17 protein-coding genes are annotated in these 15857 nt (G+C 43.3%); 4 read left to right on the top strand and 13 right to left on the bottom strand.

Features of this window, described 5'->3' with window-relative positions:
- Positions 1–2 precede the first annotated feature (2 nt).
- From P6N53_RS00725 to P6N53_RS00715, 3 genes are read right to left on the bottom strand one after another with little or no spacing between them, the layout of a single operon-like run.
- Positions 3–707: an ABC transporter ATP-binding protein gene (locus tag P6N53_RS00725; RefSeq protein ID WP_304540361.1), complete on the bottom strand. Its 705-nt coding sequence runs from the start codon at positions 705–707 to the stop codon at positions 3–5.
- The gene (locus P6N53_RS00720; protein ID WP_304540471.1) at positions 700–1467 is read right to left on the bottom strand and encodes an ABC transporter ATP-binding protein; all 768 of its coding nucleotides are present in this window, start codon (positions 1465–1467) and stop codon (positions 700–702) included. The genes P6N53_RS00725 and P6N53_RS00720 overlap by 8 nt, the downstream gene beginning before the upstream one ends.
- Before the next feature lie 24 nt (positions 1468–1491).
- Positions 1492–2124 carry a GntR family transcriptional regulator gene (locus tag P6N53_RS00715; protein WP_304540359.1) on the bottom strand — a complete coding sequence of 211 codons (633 nt, stop codon included), beginning with the start codon at positions 2122–2124 and terminating at the stop codon, positions 1492–1494.
- A 515-nt stretch (positions 2125–2639) separates the two neighbouring features.
- Here P6N53_RS00715 and P6N53_RS00710 point away from each other — a divergent pair.
- Positions 2640–3773 (top strand): PRK06851 family protein, encoded by a 1134-nt coding sequence (locus P6N53_RS00710; protein WP_304540358.1) that lies wholly within the window; start codon positions 2640–2642, stop codon positions 3771–3773.
- Positions 3774–3840: 67 nt separating this feature from the next.
- Here the strand turns inward: P6N53_RS00710 and P6N53_RS00705 are convergent, their stop codons facing one another.
- Positions 3841–4347: a GNAT family N-acetyltransferase gene (locus tag P6N53_RS00705; RefSeq protein ID WP_304540356.1), complete on the bottom strand. Its 507-nt coding sequence runs from the start codon at positions 4345–4347 to the stop codon at positions 3841–3843.
- Between the two features lie 178 nt (positions 4348–4525).
- Between P6N53_RS00705 and P6N53_RS00700 the strand changes: the two genes are divergently transcribed.
- Together P6N53_RS00700 and P6N53_RS00695 are read left to right on the top strand one after the other, a co-directional pair.
- Positions 4526–4774 carry a DUF2164 domain-containing protein gene (locus P6N53_RS00700; protein WP_304540354.1) on the top strand — a complete coding sequence of 83 codons (249 nt, stop codon included), beginning with the start codon at positions 4526–4528 and terminating at the stop codon, positions 4772–4774.
- Between the two features lie 38 nt (positions 4775–4812).
- Positions 4813–5244, top strand: coding sequence for a hypothetical protein (locus P6N53_RS00695; RefSeq protein ID WP_304540353.1), 432 nt, complete (start codon positions 4813–4815; stop codon positions 5242–5244).
- 159 nt (positions 5245–5403) lie between these two features.
- On the opposite strand, the gene P6N53_RS00690 is transcribed toward P6N53_RS00695, so the two are convergent.
- From P6N53_RS00690 to P6N53_RS00680, 3 genes are all read right to left on the bottom strand, one after another.
- Complete coding sequence (locus tag P6N53_RS00690) at positions 5404–5784, bottom strand: methylglyoxal synthase (protein ID WP_304540351.1); 381 nt, start codon at positions 5782–5784, stop codon at positions 5404–5406.
- A 139-nt stretch (positions 5785–5923) separates the two neighbouring features.
- Positions 5924–6844 carry an AEC family transporter gene (locus P6N53_RS00685; RefSeq protein ID WP_304540349.1) on the bottom strand — a complete coding sequence of 307 codons (921 nt, stop codon included), beginning with the start codon at positions 6842–6844 and terminating at the stop codon, positions 5924–5926.
- A gap of 88 nt (positions 6845–6932) precedes the next feature.
- Complete coding sequence (locus P6N53_RS00680) at positions 6933–7505, bottom strand: glycerol-3-phosphate responsive antiterminator (protein ID WP_304540347.1); 573 nt, start codon at positions 7503–7505, stop codon at positions 6933–6935.
- A gap of 253 nt (positions 7506–7758) precedes the next feature.
- On the opposite strand from P6N53_RS00680, the gene P6N53_RS00675 reads away from it, so the two are divergent.
- Positions 7759–9021: an ArgE/DapE family deacylase gene (locus P6N53_RS00675; protein ID WP_304540344.1), complete on the top strand. Its 1263-nt coding sequence runs from the start codon at positions 7759–7761 to the stop codon at positions 9019–9021.
- 117 nt (positions 9022–9138) lie between these two features.
- On the opposite strand, the gene P6N53_RS00670 is transcribed toward P6N53_RS00675, so the two are convergent.
- The 6 genes from P6N53_RS00670 to P6N53_RS00645 form a co-directional block, all read right to left on the bottom strand.
- Positions 9139–10500 carry a PLP-dependent cysteine synthase family protein gene (locus P6N53_RS00670; RefSeq protein ID WP_304540342.1) on the bottom strand — a complete coding sequence of 454 codons (1362 nt, stop codon included), beginning with the start codon at positions 10498–10500 and terminating at the stop codon, positions 9139–9141.
- A 27-nt stretch (positions 10501–10527) separates the two neighbouring features.
- On the bottom strand, positions 10528–11808 hold the full coding sequence (locus P6N53_RS00665) for a TRAP transporter large permease (protein WP_304540340.1): 1281 nt from the start codon (positions 11806–11808) through the stop codon (positions 10528–10530).
- A 15-nt stretch (positions 11809–11823) separates the two neighbouring features.
- A complete protein-coding gene (locus P6N53_RS00660) occupies positions 11824–12345 on the bottom strand; it encodes a TRAP transporter small permease (protein ID WP_304540338.1) in 522 nt (173 codons plus the stop codon).
- A gap of 125 nt (positions 12346–12470) precedes the next feature.
- Positions 12471–13526: a TRAP transporter substrate-binding protein gene (locus tag P6N53_RS00655; RefSeq protein ID WP_304540336.1), complete on the bottom strand. Its 1056-nt coding sequence runs from the start codon at positions 13524–13526 to the stop codon at positions 12471–12473.
- A 71-nt stretch (positions 13527–13597) separates the two neighbouring features.
- Positions 13598–14587, bottom strand: coding sequence for a xanthine dehydrogenase family protein molybdopterin-binding subunit (locus P6N53_RS00650; protein ID WP_304540334.1), 990 nt, complete (start codon positions 14585–14587; stop codon positions 13598–13600).
- Positions 14584–15855: a xanthine dehydrogenase family protein molybdopterin-binding subunit gene (locus P6N53_RS00645; protein ID WP_304540469.1), complete on the bottom strand. Its 1272-nt coding sequence runs from the start codon at positions 15853–15855 to the stop codon at positions 14584–14586. Before P6N53_RS00645 ends, P6N53_RS00650 begins: the two co-directional genes overlap by 4 nt.
- Between the last annotated feature and the right edge of the window lie 2 nt (positions 15856–15857).

The raw sequence follows: 15857 nt of genomic DNA, 5'->3' as shown, positions 1-15857 counted from the left end.
GACTACCCTCCTAGGTACGCTTTTTTCACTTCAGAATTGTTTAATAAGTCCCTGGCAGCACCATGTAATTTCACAACCCCAGACTCTAAAACATAGGCCCTGTCTGCTATCTCCAAGGCTTGATAGGCATTTTGTTCCACCAGCAAAATAGTGATATTATTTTTTTTCAGCGTCTGAATAACCTCAAAGATTTTTTCAACCAACAGCGGAGCAAGTCCAAGGGAGGGCTCGTCCAATAGCAAAAGCTTAGGTGAACTCATTAAGGACCTTCCGATGGACAGCATCTGCTGTTCCCCTCCCGAAAGGGCTCCTGCGGGAAGCTTCTCCCTATCTTTCAGGACTGGAAATAGGGAGTAAATATAATCAATATCACCCTTAATGTTGCTTTGCTTATTCTTGATAAAAGCTCCAATAAGTAAATTTTCCAGTACCGTGAGGCGGCTAAATATCTGCCTACCCTCGGGACTATGGGATATCCCGAGCTTCACCAGCCTATGGGCCTCCATATCTGAAATATCATTATCTTTATAAATGATCTTGCCCCTTCTCGGCCTTTGAAGGCCGGAAATAGCCCGCAGCACTGTAGTTTTACCAGCCCCATTGGCACCAATGAGGGCAACCAACTCCCCTTCTTTAATATCAAAGGAGACATCTTTAATGGCGTGAATTTGATCGTAGTAGACATTAATATTTTCTGCCCTAAGCACCTTCCGCAGCCCTCCCCAGATACGCTGAAATAACTTCCGGGTTGTTGCGAATTTCTTCGGCAGTCCCTTCGGCAATTAGCATTCCATAACTTAATACCTGAATTTGCTCACATAAATTCATCACAAATTTCATATCGTGCTCAATTAATAGGATAGTGAGCTTAAATTTTCCCCTTAATAACCTTATAAGCTCCATTAGTTCCAAGGACTCTTTAGGGTTCATACCTGCCGCCGGCTCATCCAGCAGGAGAAGCTTTGGCTTAACTGCCAGAGCCCTGGCTATCTCCAACTTCCTTTGCTGCCCGTAGGGAAGATTTCTAGCCTTGATATCCTTGGCATATAAAAGTCCCATGGTTTCAAGAATCTCCAGGGAATAATTTATCAGCCGCTTCTCCTCTTTCAAAAATGATGGCAGGCTGAGTAATACCGAAAGGAAATTATAATTTTTGTTTATTTGAGTTGCTATGAGTACATTTTCTAGAACAGTTAAATTCTTAAACAGCCTTATATTTTGAAAGGTCCTGCATATTCCCATTTCCGCTATTTGATCCGGCCTTATGCCGGTGATATCTTTACCTTCAAAATATATGGTTCCTGACGTACTCTTTACTAAGGAGGTTAAAAGATTAAAGGTTGTGGTTTTACCCGCACCGTTTGGCCCAATAAGCCCCCTTATCTCACCTTGTTTGATCCTTACCGAGTAGTCAGCCACTGCCCTCAGACCTTTATATTGCTTCGTTAATTCTTTAGCCTCCAACAATACGCTCACTTGTAGACCTCCAATTTAAACCACCTTCATAATGCGATTTCTGGTGGCTTCAATTTGGCTTACCAAAGCCTTCCTAGCATTCTCTCCGTCACCCGTTTGAATAAATCCAATTATATCTTCATGCTCAACGTGCATATCGCTGCGGTTACCTGCGGTTAAATCAGCATAGAGTACCCTTTGCAGTTGATTAAGGACATTTGATAAAAAGCTATATATGTACTGATTGCCTGACCCTTTAGCAATGGCCATATGAAAGTCATAATTTAGCCTCATCAGGCTATGACTGTTTTCATGACTTTCCTTACATCTGCTTGCCAAGTCCTTTAGTTGTTCAAGCTGCTGGGGTAAAATGTTCTTTGCAGCCAATTCTGCCCCCGAACCCTCTAAAATGATTCTTAACTGAAACAAATCTAGAAGCTCTTTAACATCCACCCTTCTTACAAGAAATCCTTTATAGGGCAAAACCTCAACAAGTCCCTCATGTTTTAAAGTATTCAAACTATCCCTGATGGGAGTCTTGCTGACGTTAAAGCGTTCTGCCATCTCACCAACGGTAATTATTTCTCCAGGCAATAACCCGTTGTAAATAATTAGATCTTTAATTTTTTGATAAACCCCTTCGGTTAGAGATTGCTTGTTTTTTTCCATTATCCACATTACTCCATTTTTTTGTTTTGCACTTAGGCTTACTTCTATCACCTCCAATCGTATTAACGACAAGCCATATCCGTTGATTTTTTGTGGCAAATAGTCGACAATATATTTTCAGAATATACATGACATTTTAGCGATATATCACTAAGGGGATATTCCCCCCCTTAATTAACAAAAAGAAGCCCTCCCACCTGCTTGCAGGTGGGAAAGCTTCCTTGCTTGTTCTTAAGCTTCTTCGCTTATAATCTTATTTTTAATTTATTCTATTGTTGCATTTGACTTTTGTCAATAAAGGGGTTGCTATCAAATGGTACAAAAAATAAGCGTTTCTTTTGTTTCCTCCTTTTGCCAGACATACTTAGGCCGGTTATTCATTATGTATTTAATATGCGTAAGGGTTACAATGGGGTGACTCTGATTATAAGCGCCACAGCAGTCACCAGGCTGTTGATTAGTGGTGCTTTTTTGATGCACCCCATTTCCAAAAATTTACAAGGGGGTAAATTTATATGGCAAAAGGAAAATTGAAAAAAGTATTTCCCGGAGGAAATACCTCTAAAGGCTTCTTTTCTTATTACAATCATATCATTGAACCAAACTCCACAAGGATCTTTGTTATTAAGGGGGGACCTGGCGTAGGCAAATCAACATTTATGAGGTATATAGGTGAACAAATGCTGGAGTTAGGCTATGACGTAGAGTACCATTGCTGCTCCTCGGACAATGGCTCCCTTGATGGCGTATGTATACCTTCCATAGGTGTGGCCCTCCTGGACGGCACTGCCCCCCACGTAGTAGATCCCAAAAATCCCGGAGTGGTAGATGAGATAATTCATTTAGGTGACTTCTGGGATGAGGAAAAAATGAGGGAAAATAAAGAAGGTGTCTTAAAAGCAAATGCCAGGGTTGGTCGACTTTTTAAAATCGCCTATAGCCAGCTGGCCGAAGCAAAAGTCATTAAGGACGAGCTAGACAGTTATTATTCAGAAGCCATGAACATGGCAGGTGTATATGGTGTCGTCCACGACATTGCGGAGGATATTTTGGAGGATGTTATGGAGGACGAACAACTACAATTTGAAAAGGAACCTAAAGAGCGGCACCTCTTCGCCACTGCCTTTACACCAAAGGGCCAGGCACACCACCTGGAAACCCTGCTGGATGGCACTAAAAAGCTATATTATATCTCCGGGGATGCCAGTGCCATTGGCTCTGAAGTGGTAGGTACCCTGGCTAAGGCCATGCATATGCACGGTCTGGCCACAGAGGTATATCACTGCTCCTTTGAGCCAACAGCCGTAGATTTAGTGGTGATCCCGGATATAAAGATTGCAATCTTGAAGCAAATACCAGGTATTGAATTTTCCATTCAAAACATACCCGGGTTAAAGAAAGTCAAATTAAAGGATCTAAACAAATACCTGGATTTAGATGTGCTTGCCCTCTATCATGAAGAAATTAAGGGAGCCAAAGAGCGACTCACATCTGCCATCGGCAGGGCTATGCGCTATATTTCAGCCGCCAAGGCAGAGCATGATCTTATGGAATTGTACTACATCCCGGCTATGAACTTCGAGGCAATCAATGAAAAAAGAAGAGAAATATTTAATAGAATCCTAAAGTATGCAGAGGAACAAAAATAAATCTGGTTCTTTAAACTGTAAATCTACTTTGCTATGGTGAAAGTGAGAGTCCGTAGACCTTTGGTGCCTACGGACTCTCATTTGTTACTACCAATTTTTTGTTTGACAGTACTACTGAAGTTTCCACCTGACGTTCAGGAACCGACCAGTATTTATTAAGAAACCGCTTCTTCTCTTCGGAAGAAACTAGCTGGAAACCATGTTTCTGGTAAAAGCTGATGGCCCACGTGGCATCGGCCCAAGTCCCAATCAGAATGGGACGAGTTGTTTGCTGAGTGAGAAAGGCTAGCATTTGACCTCCTATACCCTGCCCCCTGTTTATAGTACGGACGTAAGCATGCCTAATAAGTGTTACATCCTTGACATTCTGAATCCCCATTACACCTATCAATTGACCGACTACTTCATACCCCCAGAAAATAACTCCCTCATCTATTTCATGTTGAAGCTCCTGGCTGGACATGTAGGGCTCTTTAAAACGGTCTCCGGGTATTACACCCTTGTACGCCTCCGCGGCATCGTTGATTATGGCATATATTGTCTCAAAATCCTCCCTACTACACTGCCTGATCATAAAACACTTCCCCCTATATTGAAATACAAACTATTATCTATTTACAATATTCCTATAACTGATTGTACACCTAAGCTATATTTTTTGCATTATATTATTAGTAATATTTGGATCACCAATACTATTTTATGTAATATAATTTTATGAAAATATCTGCTTTTAAAGGAGGGGACTAAGCTTGCAGAAGTTAATTAAGCTAAGTAAAGAAAATAGACAATATATGATTTCTGAAATCCAAAGCTATTTTTCAAAGGAAAGAGATGAAGAATTGGGAGAGCTGGCTTCCGGTCTAATCTTAGATTTTTTTATTGAGAAACTAGCCCCTGAATTTTACAATCAAGGTGTTAATGATTCATATCTTTATATGAATGACCGAGTGGAGGATCTCTTAGGCATTCAAAAGTTAAGCAATATCACGAAGCGTTAAAAAAATACTGAAGGTAAATCTTTAAGGAGTTGAAACACATGAAACATACATATCTGTTTTCTGAAGGAACCTGGGTTGCCACAGGTAAATATTTTGATGAAAGTAACAATTTCACAAAGGTTGAAGGCAAAACTTTTATTACCCACCGGGAAGATTTCTGGATACTTGATGGATATATGAAATTATTGTTGGATAACCCCATCCAGTTCGAGAACCGCTACGAAATAATACCTTTTAATAAAGACTTCACCAACTGGCAATCCTTTAACCCGGCATTAGGCGAACTTGTTGGCAAGTTCATGTTAATTGAAGATACTATACTTTCTACCTATGCCGCAAAAAATCATGATTATTCCGGTTCGGAGTGCCTAATAAAAATTAGGGATGATTTTTATATATCTAAGGGATTTGCCCTCAAAGGCAATACAAAACTATCCTCCTGGTCCGTTGAACTAACTAAAGTCGAATAAACCTCCATGTCACGGGGACGGTTCCATGTCACGGGGACGGTTCTGATGACAATATTAACCACCAGACCTTGTTCACCAGTGTCACCGGAACCGTCCCCGTGACAACCCTTAACAAAACCCCCTGGGATTTGAATATTCTCCAGGGGGTTTTAATGATTGTTAGCACTTTGTTAGCTTATCATTCAGGCCACTCAATAACAGTGATGCTGTTCCTAGATTGGTAGCAACGGGTATATTGTGGACGTCACATATGCGAATTAAGGCGCTGATATCTGGTTCGTGGGGCTGAGGGGTCATGGGGTCCCTAAGGAAAATTACCAGGCCGACCTGGCCCTGGGCAATTTCACCACCGATTTGTTGGTCGCCACCTAATGGGCCTGATAAATAGCAGGCAATTGGGAGTCCGGTCTCCTTTGTAAGAAGGGTTCCCGTGGTGCCGGTTGCAATTAATTCATGACGGTTTAAAAGATTTTGATATTTTTTAGCTAACTCGATCATATCTTTTTTCTTTTTGTCATGTGCTATTAGCGCTATTTTCACTGAAAACCTCCTAAATCATTACTAAACTCTGAGCCCTCTGTACGACATTATAACTGCTTTTTATCTATATTTAGATATTCTCCCTTTATCTTCGAAAACCTTCGACAATTCTATAAATAGTCGATATTACAGCCTGCAATTAAATCAATCTGACTAAAACGATCACTAAAGTCATGGTTATGACACTCAATATTGTTGTTGATAATACCACCTGGGAAGCAAATTCTGGTTCATTATCATACTCAATGGCCAATAAAACTACATTCAATGCAGTTGGTACCGCACTTGAAATGATTAATACCTGAGCAGTGACCCCTGTGATTCCAAATAAGGTTACAATAAACAATGCTATTATAGGCGAAATTATTAATCTTAAAATATTAGTTATAAGGACCTTATTAAAAGAAAAACGCCAACTTATATTGGCCAGTTGGAAACCTAAGGTTAATAGTGCAATGGCAATAAACCCATCATAGACATAATTTAACGGGATCAGGATGGGGTTGGGTATCTTTATATTGAGGTACTGAAATAAATACCCCAGGGGTATGGCATAAAGGAAGGGTAGTTTAGCTAAATCCAAGCATATTTCCTTCAAGGGCTTCTTCCCGGCATTGATTGTTATTATCCCATGGGTAAAAGGTAAGATAGTTTGAAAGACAATGACTATAATTTGTATGGAGAAGGCCAAGCTATTGCCAGGAAAAACTAGCATGATCAGAGGTATACCGTAATTGCCACAGTTATAATACAGAACACTGTTGATAATAGCCGCTGCCTTTTCCTTTTCTATTCCCTTTACTTTTATATACAGCTTAGTCAATAGGTAAAGTAATATATGTAAAAGAACTAGGAAAATTAGTGTTTCCTTTAATATTTCGACCGAAATATCAATTTGATACATTTGGACAAAAACGAAAACCGGCATATAGATAGTGAATAGCAGCCTTGTAAGTATTTTTACATCAAGGTGATATTTCTTTTGTACTGCCATCCCGATCAAAATCATTATAAAAAGAGGAACTACATTGTTATATAAAATATGAAAAAATATTTCCAACAGGTTCACTTCTCTCAGGTTTTTAAATTAGATAAGTTTGTTCATTTAAAATACCGAGTTGCCAGCGGTATGTAAATTAACTCATTAACTAGCCAAGCTTTAAATTCCACAATTTGCGAAGGCTGGTGCTTATGGCTGTGACGCCCTTTGACAGGGCTTCATGAACATCTGCCTCCGTTCTAACAAACCCGCCGGCCAAGATGGGAATATTTAGGGACTGCTGTAATTCTTGAATTACATAGGCCGGGATTGTGGATGGTAGAACCTCTATGGCATGGGGACGGATTTGCTTAGCAACCTTGATAGCAGTTTTTAGGGACTCCGAGTCAACCACAAAAATCCGCTGTACTGTAATCATCCCTTCTGCCCTGCCGAACTTAATCAGGTTTGATTTTGTTGTTACTATGCCGGTTAGGCCCAACCTGGCCAAGAAGTGAATTCCCTCCTGGTCTTTACCGATGCCCTCAAACAAATCCAAATGAACAATGAGAAATTTGCCCGCTTCAGCAGACTTTTTTATAAGGCTCGGCAGATAATTTATACTGCCCTTCAAAGCAAATATAACTTTTATGTTGGGATGGCTGAGGGCCTCCGGAAAATCTTCTTTTCTGGTGATACAGGCTGCAATTTTCTTATTAAGTAAATTCTCAAGGTTAGCCATATACTCCTCCAGTCTAATTCAATTAAAATATCCCTACTTTTATAATAAATGGTAAACTAACTCCTTGTCATTATAAATAGTTGTAAATTGCAGCTTCTAAAAGACTCACAGTTCAAACTGTACCAATGGTACAAAGGGGTAACACCTGCCTTTAGCGAAAATTCGAATATAGATACTATCAACAAAATAACGACTATGGATTCTTTTTAATGAAACCATCTAAAAATATTTAATTGAAAGGGGCCACCAACCTATGGATAAAGGTCAACTCATAGACCAGTGGATAGAACAAAACCATTCAACCATCGTTACCTTTCTTCAAGAACTGATTAAAATTCCCAGTGTTACCGGAGAAGAAGGACCCATACAGGAATTTATTGCCGGGAAGTTGCAGGAAATGGGTCTGGAAGTTGATGTTTTTGAGCCATCCCTTGAGGAATTAAGGCAGCATCCCGCCTTTGTTGAGGTCTCCCAGGGCTATGAGGGACGTCCCAACGTGGTTGGAACATTAAAGGGTACAGGGGGAGGAAAGTCTTTACTCTTTAACGGGCACGTTGACGTAATTCCCGCCGGTGCGCCGGAAAGCTGGCAGCACGGCAGCTGGTCCGGTGACATTGCCGATGGACGCCTCTATGGACGTGGCGCTTCGGATATGAAATCGGGACTCGCTGCCATGACCATGGCTGTAAAGGCCATTTTGGACTCAGGTATCAAGTTGCGGGGAGACGTCATTTTAGAATATACCATGGATGAAGAGCTTTCCGGCAATGGCACCCTGGCCTGTGTGATGAAGGGTTACAAAGCTGATGGGGGGATTTGCTGTGAAACCTCCAGCATGAGGGTACAGCCAGGCTCCATTGGTCGCATTTGGTTTGAGATCAAGGTACAGGGCAAGGCCGCAGGCATCCAGCGCCGCTGGGAGGGAGTTAACGCCATTGAGAAGGGCTACCTGGTTACCCAGGCAGTATCCGAATTTGAGGGAGTGCGGGTCAATCGCATTAGCCATCCCTTGTATCCAGACATTCTCGGTGCTATTCCCTGTATGGTGGGGGTATTTGAGAGCGGCTCCTACCACAGCGCCTTCCCGGACAGCTGCCTACTGAAGGGCTCCATGGCTACCGTTCCGGGAGAGGATTCGGCTGCAGTAAAAGAGGAGTTTGTCCAGTTTATTTGCGAGAAGGTATCCAGGGACCCCTGGTTGAAGGAACATCCTCCAGAAGTCATCTTTACCGGATATTTTGCTGAGCCATCAGAGATTCCAGTGGACAGCCCCATTGTACAAACCCTCAATCAGAGCTTTATTAAGGTCATGGGCAAGGAACCAGTTGTAAGCGGTCGTGAAGGGGCAGCAGATATTCGCTTCATGAACTGCTATGGCGATACCCCTACGGTGATTTTTGGACCAGGCTTGACCGAGCAGATGCATGCCAATAACGAATGGGTTAACATAGAGGATTTAATTCAAAGCACAAAAATCTTAGCCCATACCATTCTGGAATGGTGTCAAACGGATTAAGGCAAAAAAGCACAAACATATAAATAATTCAGATACGCTAAAAAATGTCCTTGCTTCTTAGAGCGAGGACATTTTTTAGCTAGGTTACATAACTGTTCTTCCTCAAAGATAGGTGACTTATCGGCTTTGACTAATCTTCTCGTCATACTTTTTGCACAGGTCATACTCAGCATCCCAAAAATCCATACTTCTCATTTCGTCCAGGTATTCCTTCTTATAGCCAAAGGGCAGCCAATCCTTTTCCTTTTGCTTGAAGAGTTGTTCTTTCCTATCCCCTCTTCTGAAATCATAAATATATTTTTCGTCCTCAGCTTGGAATATATCCTTAAGCCATCTTGCCAAAACATAATTTTCCAGCTCCAGATTACGTTTTCCCAAGTCCTCCAGCACTGAAGGGTAGCGATCAAAACCGTCGGTAGCAATGGTTACCACATTGTCATCGGGACCCAGGCGTAGATGTCTGGCCATTTTAATAGCCCCAAGGATGTTGCAAATTCCAGAAACACCAAACAAATTCTTTAGACTTTCCGCCACTTCAGGGGATATTCCGGCACTCACCAGAACATCGGTACCATCTTGAAGTAATTTAAGGCCCCGAACACAGTCATCATCTTTAATCAAGGTAACAAAATCGGTGGTTAGTACGTTATGAATCAAGGTGCACATTTTGTCCCCGATGCCTTCGATTCTGTGCTGGCCCAGGCCTCCGTTGGCCAAGGTTGAACATTCGTAAGGTTCTAGGGCCGCTATCTTTGCCTCTGGAAAAACAGCCTTAATCTGGTCCCCCGCTGCCAGGGTTCCGGCCGAACCGGGCGCCGAGGTGAAGCAGGCAATTCGTCCGTTGCCAATGCCCTTGACAGCCTCAATGGCGCTATTACCTGTAACATAACGGTGGAAGCGATAATTAGGCATCAGTTCAAACTGGGCTAGGGGTTTATTTCGAGGGTCCTTTTTCAGCTCGTAGGTTCTCTGCAGGGTTAGGATAACATCTGACTCGGTTCCAGGGGTTAAATCCAATTCGGCCCCATACTTTCTAATCCGCTCATAGCGTTCCTTGCTCATGTTGTCCGGCATGATCACAACGGATTTATATCCCATTAAATTGCAGATGTAGGCTACACCAATTCCAAAGTTGCCGGTAGATGGCCCAAGTATAGTATGATCACCGGGAACAATCTCTCCGTCGACGCATCCCTCAATAAGGGTGGAATAGGCTGGTCCAACCTTGTGTGATCCCGAGGGGAAATAGGTTCCCAGCAGCACTACGATGTTGGCATCCACATTGGTTAGTTCCTTGGGCAACACTATTTTTCTTACCTGATTGCTCTCGTCCTTCCAGGTAATATTAAATAGATTAATGGGGTCCATTTCATTTTCCTGAATGGCCTTTGAGGCCCGCTCACGGATTTGGGGATCTATCTTCTCCGGGTGCAGCATTTCTTCATAGGTAGGTCCGAAGGGTATCTTCCTGTTGTCCATTATTCCATCTCCTTTGATGTCTTTAAGTTATAGTCCATAAACCATGCGTGGTATAAATAGTGAAATGTCCGGCAAATAAGTAATCAGCAGCAGAGCCGCCAAACTGATAATAACGAAGGGCATTATTCCCTTCATAATATTCATCATATTTTCACCGGTGGCCGACTGGGCAACAAATAGGTTGAGTCCAAAGGGTGGGGTAAACATCCCGATGGAAGCATTGGCAACCATAATAACTCCCAGGTGAACCGGATCTATTCCCAGTTGCATGGCCAATGGATAAACCAGTGGGGCAATAATGATAATGGCTGAGGAGCCATCAATAAACATTCCTGCAATGATTAAGATAAGGTTCAGCATCATTAGAAAGGCAATTGGCCCAAAATTACTGTCGGCTATGTACTGGGCTAAATTCTGTGGTACTTGGCCCACTGTCAATATCCAGCTAAAGACCGAGGCGGCTGCCAATAGAATCATAACCTGGGCAGTTGATTCTGCAGAGACTATGCATGTTTTGTAGAGCTTTTTCAAATCCATTTCCTTATAAATGAACATGCTGACAAAAATGGCATAGACTGCCGCAATGCCGGAAGCCTCGGTGGGCGTAAAAATACCAAGATAAATTCCACCCAGGATAATAATGGGAATCCCCAAGGCCCAGCTGGCTTCCTTGGTGGCTTTGATCTTATCTTGAAAGGAGGCCCTTTCATCAACAGGAACACCTGATTTCCGGGCATACCAGTAGCAGTATATTAAATAAACTACCCCATAAAGAATACCTGCCCCCAGACCAGCCATAAAGAGGGCGCCAACCGAGACACCCGTTACCGCCCCATAAATGATTGCACTAATACTTGGTGGTATGAGCAGGGCAACAGAACCACTGGCAGTTATCAACCCTACAGAAAACCCTCTGTCATACATTTTTGCCTTTAGGGCCGGATACATTAGGCCACCGATGGCCACTACTGTGGCAGGGGATGAGCCTGAGACCGCACCAAAGAACATACAGGCCACTTCGGTGGTCAAGGCCAAGCCTCCCCTTAACCCCCCCACTAGGGTGTGGGCCCAATCAAGGATCCTTTTAGCTATGCCACCCATTTTCATGACATTGGCCCCTAGAATAAAGAAAGGGATGGACATTAAAGCAAACTTATCAATGCCACCTATCATTCGTTGGGTTATTACCTGTAGAGGCATATCTGTATAAACAATAAAGGTTAGCAAGGAGGCTAAGCTAAGGGCAATAAATACAGGGGAACCTAGGAAAAGCAAGGCAAACAGCAATATAAATAAAAATGTAATCATTTTATCAGCCCCCTTCTATAGTCTGGATATATCAACCGCATCCTCATTTTTAACCTCTGCCCCAGTTGTTTTATCCCTCAAGATAGCCACTGCCGCTGCCACAAATCGAATGGTCATAAGTGCACTGCCCAGGGGCATAGAAATGTAAACTATCCACATGGGCATCAACATTGCCGGACTCTTCTGAGCTGTCTCAATGACAAGCTCCGTTGACACCCAGCCGAAATAAGTTATGAAGGCGGTAAAAAAGGCTGCAGTAAGCTGGGCAAAGGCCAGCAAACACTTTTTTATTAATGGAGGGGCCATTTGAATAAAAATGTCAATTCCTACGTGCATCTTATTCCTGGCACAAAGGCTGGCGCCAAAGAAGGTGACCCATACAATTGCATATCTAATGGCCTCTTCGGCCCAGGTAGTAGAACTTGTAAAGACGTACCTTAAAATAACATTAATAAAAAGCAATAGTGTTGCTGAGAGGAGGAGAGCACCATTCACAGTTTCTTCTATGGCTGTTAAAGCCTTGTCAAACTTAGACATAAGATTCCTCCTAAAATAGTAAGAGAAGGTATGAAACCTACCCCCTCTTACTATGCTTCTGATTTTCTTTGGGAGTTTAATTAACTAGCTCATTGTAACTGGGGCTCTAAACCGCTAAGTACAGTTTATTTACTATTTTCTTGGATGAATTTCAAGGTTCTATCCATTAAATCAGCACCGATTTTGTCTTTAAACTCATCATATACAGGCTCACTGGCCTTACGGAATGCTTCCCTTTCTTCTGGAGTAAGCTCATAAACAATGGTGCCGGAATCCTTGATGTTTTTCACGTAGCCATCGTTAGCCTCTGCCATTAAGCCTTTATGAGATTCTGCCACTTCCCTGCCTGTATCATAGATAAGTTTCTGTAAATCTTCGGGCAAGCTGTCATACCATTTCTTGCTGACACTCATGAAATAGGACAGGTATGCATGATCCCCGACGGTCATGTACTTTTGTACCTCGTAGAATTTCATGTCGTGGATACTGAGGTAGGGGTTTTCTTGTCCATCCACCACACCCTGCTGTAGGGAATTGTATACTTCGGCAAAATCGATGGGTACAGGATTTGCACCCCAGGCCTTGTATTGGGACATGATCACGGGAGCTTCCATGGTGCGTATCTTTAGACCTTTAAAATCCTGGGGCAGATGTATTTCCTTGTTGGAAGTAAAGGCCTTAAAGCCCTCTGCGTAAAAGGAGATCCCTTTGATACCAATATCGTCCAAGCCGCTCATAATCTCATTGCCGATTTCGCCATCTAGCACCTTCCAGAGGACGTCTTCATCCGGGAACAGGAAGGGAAGATCAACCATGGTAAGTCTTTGGTCAAAACCACCAAACTTAGCGGTGGGTAATAAAGTCATCTCAACAGTACCCATCTGCATACCTTCAATCATTTCCCTGGAGCTTCCTAGTTGCTGAGCTGGGTAGATTTGAACTTCTATCCTGCCATTGGATCTTTCTTCGATTAGCTCTTTAAACTTTAGAGCAGATTTCTGAAAGGGTGAGCTAGTGGTATGGTCATGGCCTAACTTTAACACAATCTTTTTTGGAGTCTCTTCATTGCCTTGACCCTTGTCCTCTGAACTCTCCTTGGCACCACCGCAGCCCGCAAGAGTAGCCAGTGCAAAAATACATATCACCATAACTGCTAATATTTTGTTCTTTATTTTTTTCATACTAAAACCTCCCCATATTATTGATTAGCTTTAATTACACGAAAATATTTACCCAGTGTCACCCCCGATTTTTACATTTCCTTCCCTTTTAATAGTGCTAAGATTTTGTCCGGTGTTGCCGGAAGACTATTTATTCGAACGCCCACAGCATCATAAATTGCATTAATTATGGCCGCTGCAGTCGGGATGATTGCCCCTTCGCCAACTCCTTTTGCTTGGAAGGGGCCTTGATATTCCAAGTCCTCTACGATAATAGGAATAACTTCAGGCACATCTAAACTGGTTGGTATCAAAAATTCAGCAAAGGTGGGCGTCAAGGTCCTGCCATCATTAAGAATGACTTCTTCCATAAGGGCGTAACCCAGCCCCTGAGCCACTGCACCTTCAATTTGCGCTTCAACTAGCTGGGGATTAATGGCACGGCCACAATCATGGGCAGCAACCACTTGTAAAACCTTTACCTCACCCGTCTCAGTATCCACCTCCACATCAGCAACCTGGGTAGCATAAATATAGGTGGAATAGGCATCCCCCTGGTTGGTTTCCGGGTCAACGTCACTGGTGGTGTTATCATGCCAGCCGTGGCCGATAAAGGGTTTCCCCCTTTTGTGAGCTTCCGAGGCCACCGTGGCAAAGGCAATAGTTTTATGCTCATCCTTTATAGATGTAATCCTTTGATTTGCCACCATCAGTTCTTCAATGGTGCATTTCAGAATTTCAGAGGCTAATTGAATCATATGGCTTTTTGCATCCTCTGCCGCCTTTTTCACGGCATTTCCCGAAACGTAAGTTTGTCGACTGGCAGTGCTGGGGCCACCGTCAGGTGTAACTCCTGAATCCCCACTAATAATTCTTACCCATTCAAAGGGGATACCCAATTCCTCAGCGGCAATTTGACAGAGTACCGTGTCTGAGCCCTGGCCTATTTCACTGCAGCCGCTTAGCAAGGTCACACTTCCATCATCGGCAATCTCCACATAGGCCGAGGAATGGTCCGGGCGATTGAATCCAAAGCCTACTCCATATAAATTACATCCAATACCTCTACCCCTCTTTTTCATTCTTCGGCACCCCCTTGCCGGTCCAAGTATTCCTTTGCCTTAACTAAGGTATCGTAAATACCGACGCTGGAATCAAAGACCTGCCCGGTCGCGTTGCTTAGCCCCGGTCTCAGGGCATTCAACATTCTAATTTCCCAGGGAGACATACCCAGCCTTTCTGCCAGCATGTCCATCTGGCTTTCATGGGCAAGGGCAGACTGCAAGATGCCAAAACCCCTGAAGGGCCCGGAAACCGTATTGTTGGTATATACTGCAAAAGTGTCAACACTTATATGAGGTATGTGATAGGGACCGGATAAGTGTAAGCCCGCTTTCTTAGTGATAAAATGTCCGATTGAACAATATGCCCCTTTATCACTGTAAACCGTCCCCTCTAAGGCCACCAGTCTCCCATCCTTAGTAGCCCCGGTTTTACACCAGATCTTCATCGGGTGCCTCTTTGTAGAACAAACCATGGACTCTGCCCTGCTCCAGGTAACCCTAACGGGGCGCTTAGTTTTTAAGGCCAATAATCCCGCTTGTATTTCCGTGGTAATATCGTCCTTGCCGCCAAAGGCACCCCCGGTGGCAGCCTGAATAACCCTGACCCTGTTGGTGGGAATACCCAAGACGGGTGCTATTTGTCTCCGATCCCTAAAAACATACTGGGTAGAGGTCCAAATGGTTACATTGCCGCTTACATCTATGGTTGCCAGGGAGGTTTCGGGTTCCAGGTAAGCATGTTCAGCCCGCTGGGTATAATAGGTGTTTTCCACAACCACATCCGCCCGGGCGAATCCCTCCTGAATATTTCCCTTACGAACTTTAGTATGCTGTAAAAGATTTGTCCCCATCTCTTCATGAATCAGCGGAGCATTATCAGCCAAACCAGCCTCTATGGTATAAATACCGGGCAATTCCTCGTAAGAAACCTTTATTGCTTGCAAGGCCTCCTCAGCTATATCCCCTGACTCTGCCGCAACTAAAGCAATGGCATCGCCACGCATACGCACTTTATCAGCAGCCAAAACCGGCTGATCCAGGATGGCCAACCCGAATTTATTAATCCCCGGAATATCCTTTGCAGTCAACACAACATGAACCCCGGGTATTTTTTCTGCAGAGGAAGTATCTATTGATAGAATTTTTGCATGGGCATAGGCACTCCTCAGTGCTTTCCCATAAAGCATGCCTGGCATTTCCATATCACCGGCATATACAGCCTGACCAACAGCCTTCGTTAGTCCATCAACCCTGGGAACCCGTTGACCGACCGTTTTTAATCCCATCA

This window comes from Desulforamulus aquiferis, assembly GCF_030577015.1.
GTDB lineage: Bacteria > Bacillota > Desulfotomaculia > Desulfotomaculales > Desulfotomaculaceae > Desulfotomaculum > Desulfotomaculum aquiferis.
Note: the sequence above shows the minus strand (reverse complement) of the source record. Positions and strands in the feature narration are given on the sequence as shown.

What these genes read in the sequence shown, in the direction of transcription:
- P6N53_RS00715 (WP_304540359.1), bottom strand. Translation starts at nt 2,124, where the DNA reads ATGGAAAAAAACAAGCAATCTCTAACCGAAGGGGTTTATCAAAAAATT.
- P6N53_RS00710 (WP_304540358.1), top strand. Translation starts at nt 2,640, where the DNA reads ATGGCAAAAGGAAAATTGAAAAAAGTATTTCCCGGAGGAAATACCTCT.
- P6N53_RS00705 (WP_304540356.1), bottom strand. Translation starts at nt 4,347, where the DNA reads ATGATCAGGCAGTGTAGTAGGGAGGATTTTGAGACAATATATGCCATA.
- P6N53_RS00695 (WP_304540353.1), top strand. Translation starts at nt 4,813, where the DNA reads ATGAAACATACATATCTGTTTTCTGAAGGAACCTGGGTTGCCACAGGT.
- P6N53_RS00680 (WP_304540347.1), bottom strand. Translation starts at nt 7,505, where the DNA reads ATGGCTAACCTTGAGAATTTACTTAATAAGAAAATTGCAGCCTGTATC.
- P6N53_RS00675 (WP_304540344.1), top strand. Translation starts at nt 7,759, where the DNA reads ATGGATAAAGGTCAACTCATAGACCAGTGGATAGAACAAAACCATTCA.
- P6N53_RS00670 (WP_304540342.1), bottom strand. Translation starts at nt 10,500, where the DNA reads ATGGACAACAGGAAGATACCCTTCGGACCTACCTATGAAGAAATGCTG.
- P6N53_RS00665 (WP_304540340.1), bottom strand. Translation starts at nt 11,808, where the DNA reads ATGATTACATTTTTATTTATATTGCTGTTTGCCTTGCTTTTCCTAGGT.
- P6N53_RS00660 (WP_304540338.1), bottom strand. Translation starts at nt 12,345, where the DNA reads ATGTCTAAGTTTGACAAGGCTTTAACAGCCATAGAAGAAACTGTGAAT.
- P6N53_RS00655 (WP_304540336.1), bottom strand. Translation starts at nt 13,526, where the DNA reads ATGAAAAAAATAAAGAACAAAATATTAGCAGTTATGGTGATATGTATT.
- P6N53_RS00650 (WP_304540334.1), bottom strand. Translation starts at nt 14,587, where the DNA reads ATGAAAAAGAGGGGTAGAGGTATTGGATGTAATTTATATGGAGTAGGC.
- P6N53_RS00645 (WP_304540469.1), bottom strand. Translation starts at nt 15,855, where the DNA reads ATGGGATTAAAAACGGTCGGTCAACGGGTTCCCAGGGTTGATGGACTA.